The organism is Pseudoduganella lutea (assembly GCF_004209755.1).
Taxonomy (GTDB): domain Bacteria; phylum Pseudomonadota; class Gammaproteobacteria; order Burkholderiales; family Burkholderiaceae_D; genus Rugamonas; species Rugamonas lutea.
Window position 1 is genome coordinate 5,625,146 of record NZ_CP035913.1, and the last position, 17,860, is coordinate 5,643,005.

Genomic DNA, 17,860 nt, shown 5'->3' on the forward strand with positions numbered 1-17,860 from the left:
CGGTTATGCTTCGGGGCCTGTACCGTACCCGCGCAGGCTTTGTGGCCATTTGCGCTACGATGTGGACGTGCAGAGGGAAAAAATAAAACCATGACCACGCTAACCACCACCGCACCGCACCAGGTACTCGATCCGAGTTTGCTGGGCCGCCCGGTCCACCGGTTGCCGCAGTTCGCCGCCCAGTTGCGCGATGACCTCATCGCCGCGCTGCGCCACCCCGCGAGCCGGCGCTACTGGGGCGGTACCGAGGTCGAGCACGTGGGCTTCTCGCAGCTCACGGGCAGCGAGCCGCGCATGCGCTGGCAGTACTTTGCGGCGGGTGAGGGCGTCATCGCGTTCGCGATCGAACGCCCCGTCCTGCTGTCGGCACTGGACCAGCGCTACGGCGCAGGCAAGGGTGCCACACCGGCCCCGGATGCCACGCAGGTGCGCGTGACCGCCACCGAGGAACGACTTGGTGTTGCGCTCGGACAACAGTTATCCCATGTGGTGGCTTCCCGTATCGCCGCTGGCGTGCCGGGCGGCCCGCCCCTGGTCGCGCCGCTGCCACCGGCCGCGCCCGCCGCCGGCGGCCAGCCCGGCAAGGGCACGTGGATCGTCACGATGAACGTGCGCGCCGGCGATCTCGCAGGCAAGGTATGGTTTGCACTGGATAAGCATTTGATATCCGACGTGCTGCATGGCCTGGTGCCCCAGCGAGAGTCGGGGCGCGGCGCGGCCGGGCAGGCGAAAAAGCCCGCGGCACCGCTGGCACAGCGGCTGCAGGTGACGCTGGCCGGGCAGCTCGTCAGCAAGGAAGTCACGCTGGGCGCGCTGTTCGACCTGCGGATCGGCGACGTGATTCCGGTCAGCCTGGACAGGGCCGACGTGATGCTCGAGGACTCGCGGCTGTACACGGCCGCGGTCACGGAGCACAAGGGAAAATTGTGCCTGACCTCTTTTGAAGACAGTGAATGACCATGATGAACGAGAACGGCAACAACGACGCATTGCTCGATGACACCGAAGAGATGATCATCGAGCCGGTGGCCGGCGAGCTGGCCGGCGACTTCACCCAGGCGCCGCGCGCCCCGCGCCGCGACCTGCCGCAGATGATGCGCAAGATCCCCGTGACGCTGACCCTGGAAGTGGGATCGGCACGGATTTCGCTGCAAGACCTGATGAACATCGGCCCGGACAGCGTGGTGGAGCTCGACGCGCTGGCCGGCGAGCCGCTGGTCATCAAGGTCAACGGCACCGCGATCGGCCGGGCCGAGGTGGTGGTGGCGGGCGAGAACTATGGCTTGAAAGTGATCGACCTGGACGGGCTCAATCTCGACATGATGACCTCATGATGCGCGACGGCGCGACAGCGGCCGGCACCTTCCCGACGCAGCCGCGCCGGCCGTTCGCAAGCAGGGTTGCACCGGGGGCGGCGCTGTTCGCCGTGGCCCTCGTGCTGCCCGCACTGGGATTCGCGCAGGAGGCGGCCGATACGCCGGACCTGCTGGCCGGCGTGGTGCCCGGCGCCCGCACCGACCTGTCGGTGAAGATGCAGATCCTCGTCGTCATGACCCTGCTGGGCCTGCTGCCCGTCATGGTCATGATGATGACGAGCTTTACCCGCTTCGTCATCGTGCTGTCGCTGCTGCGGTCCGCGCTGGGCTTGCAGCAGGGCTTGCCGAACCGGATCATCACGGGCATCGCGCTGATCCTGACCCTGCTGGTCATGAAGCCGATCGGCGACCAGGTCTGGCGCGATGCGTTCGTGCCCTATGACCAGGACCGTATCGGCCTGCAGGATGCGCTGCGTATTGCCGAGCAGCCCGTGTCCCGCTTCATGCTGGCCCAGACCAGCAAGGCCGCGCTGCGGCAGATCGCCACGCTGGCCGGCGAGCAGAACGTGAAAAACCCCATGCAGCACGGCTTCCCGGTGAAGCTGGCGGCGTTCGTGCTTTCCGAGCTGAAGACGGCGTTCCAGATCGGCTGCATGCTGTTCATTCCGTTCCTCATCATCGACCTGGTCGTGTCGTCGGTGCTGATGGCGATGGGCATGATGATGCTGTCGCCACTGGTGATCTCGCTGCCGTTCAAGCTGCTGCTGTTCGTGCTGGTCGATGGCTGGACACTGACCGTGAACACGCTGGTCACCAGTATCCAGGCGTATTAGGTATTCGACAGGACAAGCCATGCTGACTCCCGACGTGGCCGTCGACCTGGTGGTCGAGGCCCTGAACATCACGATGGTGCTGGTCCTCGTACTGGTGGTGCCCGGGCTCGCCGCGGGCCTCGTGGTGGCGCTGTTCCAGGCCGCCACGCAGATCAACGAGCAGACGCTGTCGTTCCTGCCCAAGCTGCTCATCACGCTGCTGGCGATCATCGTCACGGGGCGCTGGATGGCCGGCTACCTGATGGACTATTGCGTGTCGATCTTCACCCGCGCAGCCACGCTGGTCGGCTGACCCGCCAGGATGGAACAGGTCCTCGCCAACCTGCTGCCCATGCTGAACGCGCTGTGGTGGCCCTTCGTGCGTTCGATGGCGCTGCTGTCGGCGGCCCCGGTGCTGGGCGAGGCGATGGTGCCGGTGACGATCCGCGTGCTCCTGTCGGTGACGCTTGCCGTGATGATGCTGCCGGTGACCGGCAAGGCGCAGATCGTGGAAGACCCGTTCACGCTGGCGATGGTGGCCGCCACGCTCGAGCAGGCGATCATCGGCTTCGTGCTGGGGCTGGCTTTTTACTTCGCCATGGCCGCGATCAGCGTGCTGGGCTTTGTCGTCTCCTCGCAGGTCGGGTTCTCGATGGCGGTGATGAACGATCCGCTGAACGGTTCGTCGTCCGACGTGGTGTCCACGCTGCTGTCCATGCTGTCGATCATTGTCTTCTTTGCCATCGACGGCCACCTCGTCATCATCAGCGTGATCGGCGCCAGCTTCAAGGCCTGGCCGCCGGGTGCCGGCTACGGGCCGCTGCTGTTGCAGACGGTGGCGTGGAACGTGGCGTGGGTCTTCTCGGCGGCGATGCTGCTGGCGATCCCGGTGGTGTTCGCCACCGTCGTCGTGCAGATCGGCTTCGGCTTCCTGAACCGCGTGGCGCCGTCGCTGAACCTGTTTTCGCTGGGCTTTTCGGTGATCACGATTTTCGGCCTGCTGATGCTGGGCCAGGTGGTGCGCTTCATTCCCGACCATTACACGCGAATGACGAGCCAGGTGCTGGAAATGATCCGGCAGCAGATGACGGCGGAGGAGGCCAGGCGCAATGGCTGACACTGGCGACAAGACCGAGAAGGCCTCACAGCAGAAGCTGAAGAAGGCGCGCGATGAAGGGCAGGTCACCCGCTCGAAGGATCTCGCCACGGCGATCGGCATCCTCGTCAGCCTGCGCCTGTTCGTGTACCTGCTGCCCGATTACCTGGAACACTTCCGCACGATCTTCGCGGCCAGCTTCATCCAGATGGAAGGCGGCGACGTGCTGATGAACGCCATGTCCGACGTGTTCTACGAGGCCAGCATCCTGCTGGTCAAGATGGTGGCGCCGCTGTTCGTCGTGCCGCTGTTCATCGTGCTGTCCTCGATGCTGCCGGGCGGCTGGCTCTTCAGCACGAAGAACCTGATGCCGAAGTTTTCAAAGATGAATCCCGTGTCGAACCTGGGGCGGATGTTCAAGGGCAAGGCCCTATTCGAACTGGGGGTGTCGGTCGTCAAGGTGTCCGTCCTGATCGCCGTGCTCGTGCACATGTCCCGCTCCACGCTGAACCAGTACACGCAGCTGCAGGCGCTGCCCCTGCAGAACGCGATGGCCGATGGCGCGGCGCTGATGCTCGATGGCGTGATGTCGCTGGTGGTGATCTTCGTGCTGTTCGCCGTGATCGACGTGCCGGCGCAGGCATTCTTCTTCGCCAAGAACCAGCGCATGAGCAAGCAGGACCTGAAGGAAGAGCACAAGAGCAGCGAGGGCCGGCCCGAGGTGAAGGGCCGCATCCGCCAGCTGCAGCGGGCCATGTCGCAGCGCGCGGCGCGCAAGACGGTGCCCACGGCGGACGTGGTCGTGGTCAACCCGGAGCACTACGCGGTGGCGCTCAAGTACGACCACGCGCGCGCCGAGGCGCCGTTCGTGGTGGCCAAGGGCGTCGACGAACTGGCCCAGTACATCCGCCTGATCGCCGAGGAGCACGATATCGAGGTGCTGCGTTTGGCCCCGCTGGCCCGCGCCATCTACAATACCGCACAGGTCAACCAGCAGATTCCCGTGCCGCTGTACCAGGCGGTATCGCAGGTGCTGCATTACGTGTTCCAGATGAAGGCGTTCCGCGCAGGCGGCCAGCAGGCCCGCCCCGCGTTCCCCGACCGGATCGAGGTACCAACATCGATGAGTGAGGCTTCCAACCCATGAATTTCCTGAACTCCCTGGTGGTCGAACTGCGCCGCCACAAGTTCGCCACGCCGCTGTTCGTGATGTCCATCCTCGCGATGATCATCCTGCCGCTGCCGCCGATCCTGCTGGACGTGCTGTTCACGTTCAACATCGTGCTGTCGCTGATCGTGATCCTCGTGTCGGTGCAGGCCAAGCGCCCGCTGGACTTTTCCGTCTTCCCCACCGTGATCCTGACGACCACGATGCTGAGGCTGACGCTGAACGTGGCGTCGACCCGCGTCGTGCTGCTGCACGGCCACGAAGGCACGCATGCGGCGGGCGCGGTGGTCGAGGCGTTCGGCAACGTCGTCATTGGCGGCAATTTCGTCGTCGGCCTCGTGGTGTTCGTGATCCTCATGATCATCAACTTCGCCGTCGTCACCAAGGGCGCCGAGCGCATCGCCGAAGTGTCGGCGCGCTTCACGCTCGATGCGCTGCCCGGCAAGCAGATGGCGATCGACGCCGACCTGAACGCGGGCCTGATCAACCAGGACAAGGCCCAGCTGCGCCGCAAGGAAGTGGCGATGGAAGCGGATTTCTACGGCGCGATGGACGGCGCCTCGAAATTCGTGCGCGGCGATGCGATCGCCTCGATCCTGATCCTCATCATCAACCTGGTCGGCGGCGTGGCGATCGGCTCGATCATGCAGGGCATGAGCTTTGGCGACGCATTCCGCCAGTTCGCGCTGCTGACGATCGGCGACGGCCTCGTGGCCCAGATCCCGGCCCTGCTGCTGTCGGCCGCGGCGGCGATTATCGTCACCCGCGTGTCCGATGCGGGCGACTTCGAGGAAGAAGTCGGCACGCAGCTGCTGGCCAATCCAAGCGTGCTGTACTCGGCCGCCGGCCTGATGGTGATCATGGGCCTGGTGCCGGGCATGCCCTGGCTGCCGTTCCTGTCGTTCGGCGGCGCGCTGGCCTATGTCGGCTGGCGCATGCAGCAGCGCGCCGTGGCGGCGCCCGACACGAAGCAGCTCGAAGCCATCGAAGCCGTGCTGCGCGAGGAAAAGACGCCGGAGCTGGAATGGCAAAACCTGCCGGTGGTGCACCCGCTGCAGGTGCTGCTGGGTTACAAGCTCGTCGGCCTGGTCGACAAGGCGGCCGGCGAGGTGCTGACGAAGCGCGTGCGCGGCGTGCGGCAAAGCCTGTCCGAGGCGATGGGCCTGGTGCTGCCGCCGATCGGCGTGCGCGACGACCTGGGCTTGAAGCCTTCGCAATATTCCGTGGTGCTGGGCGGCGCCGTGATCGCCCAGGCGGAAGTGTTCCCGGACCGGCTGATGGCGATTCCATCGCCGAACCTGTATGGCCAGATCGACGGCATTCCCGGCGTGGAACCGGCCTATGGCATGCCGGTCGTGTGGATCGATCCGGGCGACAAGGCGCAGGCGCTGGGGCTGGGCTACCAGGTAGTCGAAGCGCCCAGCGCGATCGCCACGCACCTGTCGAAACTGATCCGCGAATACCTGCCGGAGCTGTTCCGGCACGATGACGTTGGCGCCGTCATCGAACGCCTGACCGCATTGGCGCCGAAGCTGGGTTCCGCGCTGGACAAGGCGATGACGCACACGCAACTGCTGCGCGTGTTCCGCGTGCTGCTGGCCGAGAACGTGTCGCTGAAGGATATCGTGCCGATAGCCACCACGTTGCTGGACAGTGCGGAAACCACCAAGGACCCGATCCTGCTGGCGGCCGAGGTGCGCTGCGCGCTGCGCCGCCAGATCGTGGCCGCCCTGTTCGGGCAACGCAAGGAGATGCTCGCCTTTAACCTGGGCGGCGAGCTGGAAAACATGCTGCTGGGTTCGCTGAACCAGGCCCGCCAGTCGGGCAAGGTGGTGCTCGACAATTACCCGATCGACCCGCACCTGCTGGCGCAGTTGCAGGTCAACATGCCGGTCGCGCGAGAACAGATGAAACAACAGGGCACGCCGCCGTTGCTGCTGGTCCTGCCCCAGATCCGGCCGCTGCTGGCGCGCTACGCCAGGCTGTTCGCCCCCGGGCTGCATGTGCTGTCCTACAACGAAGTTCCGGAAAACCGCGAAGTCTCCATCATCGGCACGGTGGGGTGACGTGGAGAAAACCGGGGACGTACCCTGGTTTCCAGGAAACTAGTTGCCTGAAAAATGGGATACGCCGGATCGCCGGACTGCCCATTTTTCGGGCAACTTTCAGCGGGCGGGCTCGTGGAAGCGTTCGCCGGCCGGTGATGGTTGCGACAGCAGCACGGCCACGTCGGCCATCGTCTTGAACACGGGTGCCGTGAGCAGCGCAACCCCCATGCGGTCAGGCTGCGCGAGGCCCGGCGCCGGCAGCTGCCGCATGAGCCGCACGCGCAGGATACGCACGCTGCACCGGGCCGCGATCGCACCGATTTCCGGCAGCAGGGCGCGGATGTACTGCATGGCGCCGGCCTGCGCCGCGCCAATTTCCAGCACGAAGCCGCCTTCTGCCGGCTCCATCTGCAATACGACCTTGCCCAGGTCCGGCAAGTGTATTTCCAGCCGCAGCGCAACGCGCGCGTGCTGGTGCGACGGGCCATCGTCTTCATCCGGGTTGCGCGTGACGACCCGCAGAACGAGCTTCTCGCCACCCCATGCATAGACAGCGAAGCGCCATGCGTCGAGTTCCGAAATCAGCTGCTGCGGCAGGCGGCCCTCGCGCAATACCTGTGGTGCCGCGTCGGACTGGAACAGGCTGGCGGGCACGTGCCGGCCGCGCGACTGGGCCGCCAGCGCGGCGCGCTGTTCGCCATAGGTGCGGATCATCGCCATCCATGAAGCGGCGAGCGCCGAAGGGTCCTGCGCATGCCAGACCATCTGGCGCGACATGAACAGCTGGTTCGGCTGCATCGACACGGCGTCGGCAAGCATTGCTTCGGCCGCCAGCGTGCGAGCCAGCGCAGCAGGCATGGCGGCCGGCCTGCCTTCGATCGCTTCGAGCAGCGCAACGGCGGCAGGCGTGGCGCCCGGGATACCCGGGTCGAACGTCGCTTGCGCGGGACCGGCGGGCGACTGCGCCGCCTGAAACGGCGGCGGCTGCTGGCCCGGCCTTTCGCGGGCTATCCGGTCATGAATCGTCAGCGTCGCGCTGGAAGGGATTACTCGGTCGATGGCCATGGCACCAGCTTATCATGAACAAAAAAAAGCCAACCGTGGTCGGTTGGCCCTGGGCGTTGCCGGCTTCCGTGTCCGGACCCGGTGCGGGTATTGCGGATTACTGCAGCAGGGACATGACCAGCGAGGACTGGCTGTTCGACTGCTTCAGCATCGCGGTGCCGGCTTGCAGCAGCATCTGGTTCGAGGTCATCGAGGCCGATTCCGTGGCGAAGTCGACGTCCATGATGCGACCGGCAGCGGCCTTGGTGTTCGTCGAGATGTTCGACAGGTTGCTGTTGACGTGGTCCAGGCGGTTCGACACGGCACCGATCTTCGAGCGCAGGGCGGAGACGGAATCGATCGCGGTGGCCAGCTTCGAGATGGTGGCGTTGGCCGAGGCGGTCAGTTCAGTACCAACGCCGCCAGGCGCGACATTGTCGGCGCTGAAGCGGGTGGAGATGCTGCCGATACCCGAGGTGGCATCCGTGGCGGTACCCAGTTCGGTGGTGAAATCGGCGTCCAGCTTTTCGGCCGAATCGGCACCGATCTGGAAGGAGATGGCCGCATTCAGCTTGCCACCGGTCGTCTTGAACAGTTCCGTGCCGCCGAACTTGGTGTTGCCGAAGATGTTCGTCAGCTCATCGGCCAGCGAGTCATACTCGCCCTGCATCGCGGTCTTGTCGGCGGCGGTCGAGGAGCCGTCGGCGGCCTGGGTTGCCAAGTCTTTCATGCGGTTCAGGATATTGGTCGTCTGGTCCAGCGCACCGTCGGCGGTCTGCAGCATGGAAATCGAGTTTTGCGTGTTGCGCATGGCGACCTGCATGCCACTGGTCTGCGTCTTCAGGCGGGTAGCGATCTGCAGGCCGGCCGCGTCGTCCATTGCCGAGTTGATACGATAGCCGGTCGACAGGCGGGTCATCGACGTCGACAGGGTCGACTGGGTGCGCGACAGCGAATTTTGTGCGGACAGGGCAGCGTTGTTGGTGTGAAGGCTCAGCATGACGATTACTCCGGTGCGGTTGGTTAGTTGTGGGCAGTTTCCTGCGCGCTTACTAGTACAAGACGACCGTTCTGCCCATTACATTAAATTCCGCATGGAAATTTATTTGAATTTTCTCGATGCCGGAAATTCTTGTCGTGGAAATGCAAAAAGCCAACCGGGTCCGGTTGGCTTTCTTGCTTGCCTGCCAGCACGTCGTGGTCGGCCAGCGGATCGAAGATTACTCCAGCACGTGGATTACTGCAGCAGGGACATGACCAGCGAGGACTGGCTGTTCGACTGCTTCAGCATCGCGGTGCCGGCTTGCAGCAGCATCTGGTTCGAGGTCATCGAAGCCGATTCGGTCGCGAAGTCGACGTCCATGATGCGACCGGCAGCGGCCTTCGTGTTCGTCGAGATGTTCGACAGGTTGCTGTTGACGTGGTCCAGGCGGTTCGACACGGCACCGATCTTCGAGCGCAGGGCGGAAACGGAATCGATCGCGGTGGCCAGCTTCGAGATCGTGGCGTTGGCCGAGGCGGTCAGTTCAGTACCAACGGCGCCAGGGGCGACATTGTTGGCGCTGAAGCGGGTGGAGACGCTGCCGATACCCGAGGTGGCATCCGTGGCGGTACCCAGTTCGGTGGTGAAATCGGCGTCCAGCTTTTCGGCCGAATCGGCACCGATCTGGAAGGAAATGGCCGCATTCAGCTTGCCACCGGTCGTCTTGAACAGTTCCGTGCCGCCGAACTTGGTGTTGCCGAAGATGTTCGTCAGCTCATCGGCCAGCGAGTCATATTCGCCTTGCATCGCGGTCTTGTCGGCGGCGGTCGAGGAGCCGTCGGCGGCCTGGGTTGCCAGATCCTTCATGCGGTTCAGGATATTGGTCGTCTGATCCAGCGCACCGTCGGCGGTCTGCAGCATGGAAATCGAGTTTTGCGTGTTGCGCATGGCGACCTGCATGCCGCTGGTCTGCGTCTTCAGGCGGGTGGCGATCTGCAGGCCGGCAGCGTCGTCCATTGCCGAATTGATACGGTAGCCGGTCGACAGGCGGGTCATCGACGTCGACAGGGTGGACTGGGTGCGCGACAGCGAATTTTGTGCGGACAGGGCAGCGTTGTTGGTGTGAAGGCTCAGCATGGCAATTACTCCGTTCGGTTTGTTGTCTGACGCAGGTTTCCTGCGTACTCATGAATACAAGACGACCGGTTTGCCCGATACATTAAATTCCGTGTGGAAATTTTTCGAGATTTTTTTACGCTGCTCGGCGTGACGTCGTGCGGCAGCGCTGGAAGATGCCTGAAATGCAAAAAGCCACCCTGGTCCGGTTGGCTTTTGCTTGGTGGACCGCCATGTGCACGGCGGTCCAGCCGGGGTGAAAACTGCGCGGGATTACTGCAGCAGGGACATGACCAGCGAGGACTGGCTGTTCGACTGCTTCAGCATCGCGGTGCCGGCTTGCAGCAGCATCTGGTTCGAGGTCATCGAAGCCGATTCGGTCGCGAAGTCGACGTCCATGATGCGGCCGGCAGCGGCCTTGGTGTTCGTCGAGATGTTCGACAGGTTGCTGTTGACGTGGTCCAGGCGGTTCGCCACGGCACCGATCTTCGAGCGCAGGGCGGAGACGGAATCGATCGCGGTGGCCAGCTTCGAGATGGTGGCGTTGGCTGCGCCGGTCAGTTCGGTACCAACGCCGCCAGGCGCGACATTGTCGGCGCTGAAACGGGTGGAGATGCTGCCGATACCCGTGGTGGCATCCGTGGCGGTACCCAGTTCGGTGGTGAAATCAGCGTCCAGTTTTTCAGCGGAATCGGCACCGATCTGGAACGAGATCGCCGCATTCAGTTTGCCACCGGTCGTTTTCATCAGCTCCGTGCCGCCGAACTTGGTGTTGCTGAAGATGTTCGTCAGCTCATCGGCCAGCGAGTCATATTCGCCCTGCATCGCGGTCTTGTCGGCGGCGGTCGAGGAGCCGTCGGCGGCTTGGGTTGCCAGGTCCTTCATGCGGTTCAGGATGTTCGACGTCTGGTCCAGCGCGCCGTCGGCGGTCTGCAGCATGGAAATCGAGTTTTGCGTGTTGCGCATGGCAACCTGCATGCCGCTGGTCTGCGTCTTCAGGCGGGTGGCGATCTGCAGGCCGGCAGCGTCGTCCATTGCCGAGTTGATACGGTAGCCGGTCGACAGGCGGGTCATCGACGTCGACAGGGTCGACTGGGTGCGCGACAGCGAGTTTTGTGCAGACAGGGCAGCGTTGTTGGTGTGAAGGCTCAGCATTTCAGTAACTCCGGTGGGGTTGGTTGTCAGAGCACTTTACTGCGCTCTCATGAGTACAAGACGACCGGTTTGCCCGTCACATTAAATTCCGCATGGAAATTGTTTGGGATTTTTTACGCAGACTGGCATGATGCCGCGCAATAGGCCGGAGGATGCCTGAAATGCAAAAGCCAACCTTGTCCGGTTGGCTTTTGCTCATAGGACCGCCAGTGTACGGCGGTCCAGCGGGAGTGCGAATACTGCGCGGGATTACTGCAGCAGGGACATGACCAGCGAGGACTGGCTGTTCGACTGCTTCAGCATCGCGGTGCCGGCCTGCAGCAGCATCTGGTTCGAGGTCATCGAAGCCGATTCGGTCGCGAAGTCGACGTCCATGATGCGACCGGCAGCGGCCTTGGTATTCGTCGAGATGTTCGACAGGTTGCTGTTGACGTGGTCCAGGCGGTTCGACACGGCACCAATCTTCGAGCGCAGGGCGGAGACGGAATCGATCGCGGTGGCCAGCTTCGAGATGGTGGCGTTGGCCGAGGCGGTCAGTTCAGTACCAACGCCGCCAGGCGCGGCGTTGTCGGCGCTGAAACGGGTGGAGATGCTGCCGATACCCGAGGTGGCATCCGTGGCGGTACCCAGTTCGGTGGTGAAATCGGCGTCCAGCTTTTCGGCCGAATCGGCACCGATCTGGAAGGAGATGGCCGCATTCAGCTTGCCACCGGTCGTCTTGAACAGTTCCGTGCCGCCGAACTTGGTGTTGCCGAAGATGTTCGTCAGCTCATCGGCCAGCGAGTCATACTCGCCCTGCATCGCGGTCTTGTCAGCGGCGGTCGAGGAGCCGTCGGCGGCCTGGGTTGCCAGGTCCTTCATGCGGTTCAGGATATTGGTCGTCTGATCCAGCGCACCGTCGGCGGTCTGCAGCATGGAAATCGAGTTTTGCGTGTTGCGCATGGCGACCTGCATGCCGCTGGTCTGCGTCTTCAGGCGGGTGGCGATCTGCAGGCCGGCCGCGTCGTCCATTGCCGAGTTGATACGGTAGCCGGTCGACAGGCGGGTCATCGACGTCGACAGGGTCGACTGGGTGCGCGACAGCGAATTTTGTGCGGACAGGGCAGCGTTGTTGGTGTGAAGGCTCAGCATGGCAATTACTCCGTTCGGTTTGTTGTCTGGTGCAGGTTTTCTGCGTGCTCATGAATACAAGACGACCGGTTTGCCCATCACATTAAATTCCACATGGAAATTTTTCGAGATTTTTTTACGCCGGCCGACGGGAGGTCGCACGATAGCGCGGGAACGATGCCGGAAATGCAAAAAGCCAACCTTGTCCGGTTGGTTTTGCTCATTGGACCGCCATGTGAATGGCGGTCCAGCGGAGGTGCGCGTTATAGCTCTGAATTACTGCGCGGGATTACTGCAGCAGGGACATGACCAGCGAGGACTGGCTGTTCGACTGCTTCAACATCGCGGTGCCGGCTTGCAGCAGCATCTGGTTCGAGGTCATCGAGGCCGATTCGGTCGCGAAGTCGACGTCCATGATGCGGCCGGCAGCGGCCTTGGTGTTCGTCGAGATGTTAGACAGGTTGCTGTTGACGTGGTCCAGGCGGTTCGCCACGGCACCGATCTTCGAGCGCAGGGCGGAGACGGAATCGATCGCGGTGGCCAGCTTCGAGATCGTGGCGTTGGCTGCGCCGGTCAGTTCTGCGCCAACGCCGCCAGGCACGGCGTTGTCGGCGCTGAAACGGGTGGAGATGCTGCCGATACCCGTGGTGGCATCCGTGGCGGTACCCAGTTCGGTGGTGAAATCGGCGTCCAGCTTTTCGGCGGAATCGGCACCGATCTGGAAGGAGATGGCCGCATTCAGTTTGCCACCGGTCGTTTTCATCAGTTCCGTGCCGCCGAACTTGGTGTTGCTGAAGATGTTCGTCAGCTCATCGGCCAGCGAGTCATATTCGCCCTGCATCGCGGTCTTGTCGGCGGCGGTCGAGGAGCCGTCGGCGGCCTGGGTTGCCAGGTCCTTCATGCGGTTCAGGATGTTCGACGTCTGGTCCAGCGCGCCGTCGGCGGTCTGCAGCATGGAGATCGAGTTTTGCGTGTTGCGCATGGCAACCTGCATGCCGCTGGTCTGCGTCTTCAGGCGGGTGGCGATCTGCAGGCCGGCAGCGTCGTCCATTGCCGAGTTGATACGGTAGCCGGTCGACAGGCGGGTCATCGACGTCGACAGGGTCGACTGGGTGCGCGACAGCGAGTTTTGTGCGGACAGGGCAGCGTTGTTGGTGTGAAGGCTCAGCATTTCAGTAACTCCGGTGGGGTTGGTTGTCAGAGCACTTTACTGCGCTCTCATGAGTACAAGACGACCGGCCCGGCGCGGACATTAAGTGCCGCACGGAAATTTTCTGACTTTATTTTGCGCTGCCATGGAAGAGGTGAAAACGTCAACGCCGGGCGACCCCGGCGTTGTGATCGGTCTTACATGTTCGGGTAGTTCGGCCCGCCGCCGCCTTCCGGCGTCACCCACACGATGTTCTGGGTGGGATCCTTGATGTCGCACGTCTTGCAGTGCACGCAGTTCTGGGCATTGATCTGCAGGCGCTCGGCGCCATCGTCGTTCTTCACGAATTCGTAGACGCCGGCCGGGCAGTAACGCTGTTCCGGGCCGGCATACTTGGCCAGGTTGACGTCGACCGGCACCGACGGATTCTTCAGCGTCAGGTGGATCGGCTGGTCCTCGGCATGGTTCGTGTTCGAGATGAAGACCGACGACAGCTTGTCGAACGTGAGCTTGCCATCCGGTTTCGGGTACACGATCGGCTGGTAGTTCGCCGCCGGCTTCAGGCAGGCGTGATCCGGCTCGTCGTGGCGCAGCGTCCAGGGCGCCTTGCCGCGGAAGACGATCTGGTCGATGCCCGTCATGATCGTGCCGAACACGAGGCCCTTGTTCAGGTACTGCTTCACATTACGCGCCACGTGCAGTTCCTCGTGCAGCCACGATTGCTCGAATGCTGCAGGGTAGGCCGCCAGTTCGTCGTGCTGGCGGTTCGCGGCCAGCGCGTCAACGAGCGCCTCGGCGGCCAGCATGCCGGACTTGATCGCGGCATGGCTGCCCTTGATGCGGCTCATGTTCAGGAAGCCGGCATCGCAGCCAAGCAGGCAGCCGCCCGGGAACACCAGCTTGGGCAGCGATTGCAGGCCGCCCGACGTGATGGCCCGCGCGCCATAGGAAATGCGCTTGCCGCCTTCGAAGAAGCCGCGGATCGCCGGGTGCGTCTTGTAGCGCTGGAATTCCTCGTAGGGCGAGATATACGGATTCGCGTAATTCAGGCCGACCACGTAGCCGACGACGACCTGGTTGTTTTCCGCGTGGTACAGGAACGAGCCGCCATACACGTCGTGCGCCAGCGGCCAGCCGGACGTGTGGATGACGAGGCCCGGCTGGTGTTTTGCCGGATCGATTTCCCACAGTTCCTTGATGCCGATGCCGTAGGCCTGCGGGTCCTTGCCCTTGTTCAGGTCATACTTGGCCATCAGCGTCTTGCCCAGGTGGCCGCGCGAACCTTCGGCGAACAGCGTGTACTTGCCGTGCAATTCCATGCCCAGCTGGAAATCCGGTCCCGGCTCGCCATCCCGCTTGACACCCATGTTGCCGGTGGCAACGCCCTTGACGGAACCATCCTCGTTGTACAGCACTTCGGCAGCCGGGAAGCCGGGGAAGATTTCCACGCCCAGGCTTTCGGCCTGCTGGCCCAGCCAGCGCACCACATTGCCAAGCGAGATTACGTAGTTGCCATGGTTTTCCAGGCACTTCGGGATCATGAAGTTCGGCGTCTTGTAGGCCTTTGTTTCGGTCAGGAACAGCACGCGGTCTTCCGTGACCGGGGTGTTCAGGGGCGCGCCCTTTTCCTTCCAGTCGGGAATCAGCTCGGTCAGTGCGCGCGGGTCCATCACGGCGCCGGACAGGATATGCGCGCCCAGTTCGCCGCCTTTTTCCAGCACGACCACGGAGATTTCCTGGTTCCTTGCCTGGGCCAGCTGCTTGATGCGGATCGCGGCGGACAGGCCGGCAGGGCCGCCGCCAACGATCACCACGTCGTATTCCATTGCTTCGCGCGGGCCGTACTGTTCAACGAGATTCGTCATAGGATTTTTATAAGAATAGGTAAACGGGAAAAATAAGCCGTAAAAATTAGAACGAGTGTGCTCTTTTTCCACCGTAAATGCAACGGCATTGTAGTAGATGTTCCCGTCTAATATTGGCTAATTGTGTAAGATACACGGCAACCGTAGCGCGTCCGGCGCACATGAAAAAGGAGGGCAAGCCGTGGGTATCGAAGTCAATTTTGAAGGCAAGATCGCGCTCGTGACAGGCGCTTCCAGCGGCCTTGGCGCGCGCTTCGCGAAAGTGCTGGCGAGCGCCGGTGCGCAGGTGGTGCTGGCTTCGCGGCGGGTCGAACGCCTGAAGGAATTGCGTGCCGAGATTGAAGCCGACGGCGGCGCGGCCCACGTGGTGGCGCTGGATGTGACGGACTATGCCAGCATCAAGTCGGCGATTGCCCACGCGGAAACGGAGGCCGGGCCGATCGATATCCTCGTCAACAACTCGGGCGTCTCGACGACGCAGCGGCTGGTCGATGTGACGCCGGAAGACTACAACTTCGTGATGGACACGAACCTGCGGGGGGCCTTCTTCGTGGCGCAGGAGGCGGCCAAGCGGATGATCGCGCGCGCGAAGGGCGATCCGAAAAAACAGCACCGCATCATCAACATCGCTTCGGTGGCTGGCCAGCGCGTGCTGCCGCAGATCGGCGTGTACTGCATGAGCAAGGCCGGCGTGATCCACATGACCAAGGCCATGGCGGTGGAATGGGGCCGCCATGGCATCAATACGAACGCGATCTGCCCCGGCTATATCTCCACCGAGATCAACGAGGATTACTTCGCCAGCGAGCAGGGGCGGCGCCTCATCGAAATGCTGCCTCGCAAACGCCCGGGCAAGCCGGAAGACCTCGACGGCCTGCTGCTGCTGCTCGCCGGCGAAGACGCCCATTTCATCAATGGCGCCGTCATCTCGGCCGATGACGGCATGACGGCGCAATAGCCCCGCTTGCGCTTTTGCTTGCGCTTTCGCCCGCTACACCTCGCGCGCCGCCATCAGTTCCACGATCCAGTCGATGAACACGCGCACCTTCCTGCTGAGGTGGCGGTTCGGCGGCCAGGCAATCCACAGCGGCATCGGATCGACGCGCCAGTCCGTAAACAGCGGCACCAGTCCGCCCGCGGCCACGTGCGGCCGCGCCATGTAATCGGGTAGCCAAAGGATGCCGAGCCCCGCCAGGCCGGCGGCGAGATAGGCGTTGCCGTCGTCGGTGCGCAGCACGTGCCGGCCCTGCATGGGGATTCTGGCGCCATCGCGGTGCATCGCATAAGGAAAACCGTTTCCGGACCAGCGGAACCCCACGATGCGGTGATGGCCGTCGCGCAGTTCGCCGGGATGCGACGGCGTGCCGGCACGCGCGAGGTAGGCAGGCGCGGCGTACACGCCCAGGCCCAGGTCCGCCACGCGCCGCGCCGTTAGCGACGTGTCGGTAAGTTCACCGCCGCGTATCACGCAATCGACGTTTTCGCCAAGGATGTCCACCTTGCGGTCGCTGGCGCCGAGATCGAGCTGGATCTCCGGATACCGTTCGTGGAAGCGGGGCAGCGCAGGGATCACGATCATGGCCGCCAGCGGGCTTGGCACGTCCACGCGCAACGGGCCGCGCGGCTCGCCGGCCGTGCCGGGCAGGCCCGCTTCCACGTCGTCGAGTTCCGCCAGGAGGCTGGCCACGCGCTCGTAGTACGCGGCACCGTCGGCCGTCACGTTCACGCGCCGCGTGGTGCGGTTCAGCAGTTTTACGCGCAACCGGGCTTCCAGCTGCTGCACCAGTTGCGTCACCGTGGCACGGCTCACGTGCAGCGTTTCGGCGGCCTTCGTGAAGCTGCCCGCCTCGACCACGCGGACAAAGGCCTTCATTGCATCGAAACGGTCCATGCTGCGCCTGTAGGGTGTGATTGTTTGGATTATACAAACAGTGCTGGGAGCGATTGCCCGTTTATCGAACGGACGGGGACCGCTACAGTGCCTCTCATCGAAACCGCAATTTTTTAGGAGAAACGAGATGACCAAGCGCGACGTGGTATTTCCCGCGGGCCGGCAGGCCCTGTATGAACAGAACCGGTATTCGCCGGCCGTGCGCTCCGATGGCTTGCTGTTCGTGTCGGGGCAGGTGGGCAGCCGGGAAGACGGCACGCCGGAACCGGAACTCGACACCCAGGTGCGGCGCGCGTTCACGAACCTGAACGCGGTGCTGGCCGCCGCCGGCTGCACGTTCGACGACGTGGTCGACGTCACCGTCTTCATCGTCGATCCGCAAACGCGCTTCGAGCGGATCTGGGAAGTGGCACGGGAATTCTGGGGCGAGGCGCCGTATCCGAACATTACGGCGGTCGGGGTGACGTGGCTGTACGGCTTCGACTTCGAAATCAAGGTGATCGCGCGCATCCCCGATTGACGGGGGCCGGCCGCGCGTCAGCGCGTGGAACCCACCAGCTTGTGCACCAGTTCCGACGACGTGGCGGCGCCGAACTTGCGCATCAGCTTTGCACGGTGCATTTCGACGGTGCGCGGCGACAGGTCGGTTTCCCGCGCAATCATCTTGCTGGTCTTGCCTTCGACGAGGAAGGCGGCGATCTCGCGTTCGCGCGGCGTGAGTTCGGCCGACACGGGGCGTTTCTCGGACACGTCCTCGAACGTCCACACGCCGGGGCCGAGCGGATCGGCGCAGTTCAGCGCGCGGCCTGTCACGTGGCACCAGAACAGCTCGCCACTGGCGCGGCGCATGATGCGTTCGTCGGAATAGCGCCCGCGCGCGTTCATGATCGGGATGATGCGGTGGCCGGTGCGCAGGAATTCATCCATCGTGGGATACAGCACGCAGAACGACTGGCCATCCAGCGTGCCCTGCGGGTAGCCGAACATCTGCGTGAGCGCGTCGTTGCTGGACTGGATGACGCGGTTCACGGAGATGCACATGCCCACCGGCGCGAACCGGAAGATGGTTTCATAATCGATCTCGTACGGTGCATTCATCGGCTGTCT

At 63.5% G+C, this 17,860-nt stretch carries 18 protein-coding genes; 9 read left to right on the plus strand and 9 right to left on the minus strand.

Annotated elements, in window-relative coordinates; all coding sequences use genetic code 11:
- Nucleotides 1-90: 90 nt before the first annotated feature.
- From EWM63_RS23930 to EWM63_RS23960, 7 genes are read left to right on the plus strand one after another with little or no spacing between them, the layout of a single operon-like run.
- Nucleotides 91-957 (plus strand): FliM/FliN family flagellar motor switch protein, encoded by an 867-nt coding sequence (locus EWM63_RS23930; RefSeq protein WP_130188765.1) that lies wholly within the window; start codon nt 91-93, stop codon nt 955-957.
- 2 nt (nt 958-959) lie between these two features.
- On the plus strand, nt 960-1,334 hold the full coding sequence (locus EWM63_RS23935) for a FliM/FliN family flagellar motor switch protein (protein WP_130190584.1): 375 nt from the start codon (nt 960-962) through the stop codon (nt 1,332-1,334).
- A complete protein-coding gene (fliP, locus tag EWM63_RS23940) occupies nt 1,334-2,149 on the plus strand; it encodes a flagellar type III secretion system pore protein FliP (protein ID WP_130190585.1) in 816 nt (271 codons plus the stop codon). Before EWM63_RS23935 ends, fliP begins: the two co-directional genes overlap by 1 nt.
- A 19-nt stretch (nt 2,150-2,168) precedes the next feature.
- Nucleotides 2,169-2,441: a flagellar biosynthesis protein FliQ gene (gene fliQ, locus EWM63_RS23945; RefSeq protein WP_130188766.1), complete on the plus strand. Its 273-nt coding sequence runs from the start codon at nt 2,169-2,171 to the stop codon at nt 2,439-2,441.
- A 9-nt stretch (nt 2,442-2,450) separates the two neighbouring features.
- Nucleotides 2,451-3,245, plus strand: a complete 795-nt coding sequence (locus EWM63_RS23950) for a flagellar biosynthetic protein FliR (protein WP_130188767.1) — start codon at nt 2,451-2,453, stop codon at nt 3,243-3,245.
- Nucleotides 3,238-4,371, plus strand: coding sequence for an EscU/YscU/HrcU family type III secretion system export apparatus switch protein (locus EWM63_RS23955; RefSeq protein ID WP_130188768.1), 1,134 nt, complete (start codon nt 3,238-3,240; stop codon nt 4,369-4,371). Before EWM63_RS23950 ends, EWM63_RS23955 begins: the two co-directional genes overlap by 8 nt.
- Complete coding sequence (locus EWM63_RS23960) at nt 4,368-6,458, plus strand: flagellar biosynthesis protein FlhA (RefSeq protein WP_130188769.1); 2,091 nt, start codon at nt 4,368-4,370, stop codon at nt 6,456-6,458. The genes EWM63_RS23955 and EWM63_RS23960 overlap by 4 nt, the downstream gene beginning before the upstream one ends.
- Before the next feature lie 99 nt (nt 6,459-6,557).
- Here EWM63_RS23960 and EWM63_RS23965 read toward each other — a convergent pair whose 3' ends face one another.
- The 7 genes from EWM63_RS23965 to EWM63_RS23995 all read right to left on the minus strand — a co-directional run bounded on the left by EWM63_RS23965 (nt 6,558) and on the right by EWM63_RS23995 (nt 14,823).
- Nucleotides 6,558-7,505, minus strand: a complete 948-nt coding sequence (locus tag EWM63_RS23965) for a hypothetical protein (RefSeq protein WP_130188770.1) — start codon at nt 7,503-7,505, stop codon at nt 6,558-6,560.
- Between the two features lie 97 nt (nt 7,506-7,602).
- Entirely contained in the window at nt 7,603-8,484 is an 882-nt protein-coding gene (locus EWM63_RS23970; RefSeq protein ID WP_130188771.1) for a flagellin N-terminal helical domain-containing protein, read from the minus strand.
- Between the two features lie 237 nt (nt 8,485-8,721).
- Nucleotides 8,722-9,603, minus strand: coding sequence for a flagellin N-terminal helical domain-containing protein (locus EWM63_RS23975; RefSeq protein ID WP_130188772.1), 882 nt, complete (start codon nt 9,601-9,603; stop codon nt 8,722-8,724).
- A 252-nt stretch (nt 9,604-9,855) separates the two neighbouring features.
- Nucleotides 9,856-10,737 carry a flagellin N-terminal helical domain-containing protein gene (locus tag EWM63_RS23980; protein WP_130188773.1) on the minus strand — a complete coding sequence of 294 codons (882 nt, stop codon included), beginning with the start codon at nt 10,735-10,737 and terminating at the stop codon, nt 9,856-9,858.
- A 249-nt stretch (nt 10,738-10,986) separates the two neighbouring features.
- Nucleotides 10,987-11,868 (minus strand): flagellin N-terminal helical domain-containing protein, encoded by an 882-nt coding sequence (locus EWM63_RS23985; RefSeq protein ID WP_130188774.1) that lies wholly within the window; start codon nt 11,866-11,868, stop codon nt 10,987-10,989.
- Between the two features lie 268 nt (nt 11,869-12,136).
- Nucleotides 12,137-13,018 (minus strand): flagellin N-terminal helical domain-containing protein, encoded by an 882-nt coding sequence (locus EWM63_RS23990; protein WP_130188775.1) that lies wholly within the window; start codon nt 13,016-13,018, stop codon nt 12,137-12,139.
- A 176-nt stretch (nt 13,019-13,194) separates the two neighbouring features.
- Nucleotides 13,195-14,823, minus strand: a complete 1,629-nt coding sequence (locus EWM63_RS23995; RefSeq protein WP_130190586.1) for an electron transfer flavoprotein-ubiquinone oxidoreductase — start codon at nt 14,821-14,823, stop codon at nt 13,195-13,197.
- A 220-nt stretch (nt 14,824-15,043) separates the two neighbouring features.
- Between EWM63_RS23995 and EWM63_RS24000 the strand changes: the two genes are divergently transcribed.
- Entirely contained in the window at nt 15,044-15,820 is a 777-nt protein-coding gene (locus tag EWM63_RS24000; protein ID WP_130188776.1) for an SDR family oxidoreductase, read from the plus strand.
- Between the two features lie 33 nt (nt 15,821-15,853).
- Here EWM63_RS24000 and EWM63_RS24005 read toward each other — a convergent pair whose 3' ends face one another.
- Nucleotides 15,854-16,753 (minus strand): LysR family transcriptional regulator, encoded by a 900-nt coding sequence (locus EWM63_RS24005; RefSeq protein ID WP_130188777.1) that lies wholly within the window; start codon nt 16,751-16,753, stop codon nt 15,854-15,856.
- Between the two features lie 127 nt (nt 16,754-16,880).
- Here EWM63_RS24005 and EWM63_RS24010 point away from each other — a divergent pair, with 127 nt between their 5' ends.
- Nucleotides 16,881-17,273: a RidA family protein gene (locus EWM63_RS24010; RefSeq protein WP_130188778.1), complete on the plus strand. Its 393-nt coding sequence runs from the start codon at nt 16,881-16,883 to the stop codon at nt 17,271-17,273.
- A 17-nt stretch (nt 17,274-17,290) separates the two neighbouring features.
- On the opposite strand, the gene EWM63_RS24015 is transcribed toward EWM63_RS24010, so the two are convergent.
- Nucleotides 17,291-17,851 carry a PAS and helix-turn-helix domain-containing protein gene (locus tag EWM63_RS24015; RefSeq protein ID WP_130188779.1) on the minus strand — a complete coding sequence of 187 codons (561 nt, stop codon included), beginning with the start codon at nt 17,849-17,851 and terminating at the stop codon, nt 17,291-17,293.
- Between the last annotated feature and the right edge of the window lie 9 nt (nt 17,852-17,860).

What these genes read in the sequence shown, in the direction of transcription:
- EWM63_RS23975 (WP_130188772.1), bottom strand. Translation starts at nt 9,603, where the DNA reads ATGCTGAGCCTTCACACCAACAACGCTGCCCTGTCCGCACAAAATTCG.
- EWM63_RS23980 (WP_130188773.1), bottom strand. Translation starts at nt 10,737, where the DNA reads ATGCTGAGCCTTCACACCAACAACGCTGCCCTGTCTGCACAAAACTCG.
- EWM63_RS23970 (WP_130188771.1), bottom strand. Translation starts at nt 8,484, where the DNA reads ATGCTGAGCCTTCACACCAACAACGCTGCCCTGTCCGCACAAAATTCG.
- fliP (WP_130190585.1), top strand. Translation starts at nt 1,334, where the DNA reads ATGCGCGACGGCGCGACAGCGGCCGGCACCTTCCCGACGCAGCCGCGC.
- EWM63_RS23965 (WP_130188770.1), bottom strand. Translation starts at nt 7,505, where the DNA reads ATGGCCATCGACCGAGTAATCCCTTCCAGCGCGACGCTGACGATTCAT.
- EWM63_RS23995 (WP_130190586.1), bottom strand. Translation starts at nt 14,823, where the DNA reads ATGGAATACGACGTGGTGATCGTTGGCGGCGGCCCTGCCGGCCTGTCC.
- EWM63_RS24005 (WP_130188777.1), bottom strand. Translation starts at nt 16,753, where the DNA reads ATGGACCGTTTCGATGCAATGAAGGCCTTTGTCCGCGTGGTCGAGGCG.
- EWM63_RS23950 (WP_130188767.1), top strand. Translation starts at nt 2,451, where the DNA reads ATGGAACAGGTCCTCGCCAACCTGCTGCCCATGCTGAACGCGCTGTGG.
- EWM63_RS24015 (WP_130188779.1), bottom strand. Translation starts at nt 17,851, where the DNA reads ATGAATGCACCGTACGAGATCGATTATGAAACCATCTTCCGGTTCGCG.
- EWM63_RS23955 (WP_130188768.1), top strand. Translation starts at nt 3,238, where the DNA reads ATGGCTGACACTGGCGACAAGACCGAGAAGGCCTCACAGCAGAAGCTG.
- EWM63_RS24010 (WP_130188778.1), top strand. Translation starts at nt 16,881, where the DNA reads ATGACCAAGCGCGACGTGGTATTTCCCGCGGGCCGGCAGGCCCTGTAT.
- EWM63_RS23960 (WP_130188769.1), top strand. Translation starts at nt 4,368, where the DNA reads ATGAATTTCCTGAACTCCCTGGTGGTCGAACTGCGCCGCCACAAGTTC.
- EWM63_RS23935 (WP_130190584.1), top strand. Translation starts at nt 960, where the DNA reads ATGATGAACGAGAACGGCAACAACGACGCATTGCTCGATGACACCGAA.
- fliQ (WP_130188766.1), top strand. Translation starts at nt 2,169, where the DNA reads ATGCTGACTCCCGACGTGGCCGTCGACCTGGTGGTCGAGGCCCTGAAC.
- EWM63_RS23990 (WP_130188775.1), bottom strand. Translation starts at nt 13,018, where the DNA reads ATGCTGAGCCTTCACACCAACAACGCTGCCCTGTCCGCACAAAACTCG.
- EWM63_RS23930 (WP_130188765.1), top strand. Translation starts at nt 91, where the DNA reads ATGACCACGCTAACCACCACCGCACCGCACCAGGTACTCGATCCGAGT.
- EWM63_RS23985 (WP_130188774.1), bottom strand. Translation starts at nt 11,868, where the DNA reads ATGCTGAGCCTTCACACCAACAACGCTGCCCTGTCCGCACAAAATTCG.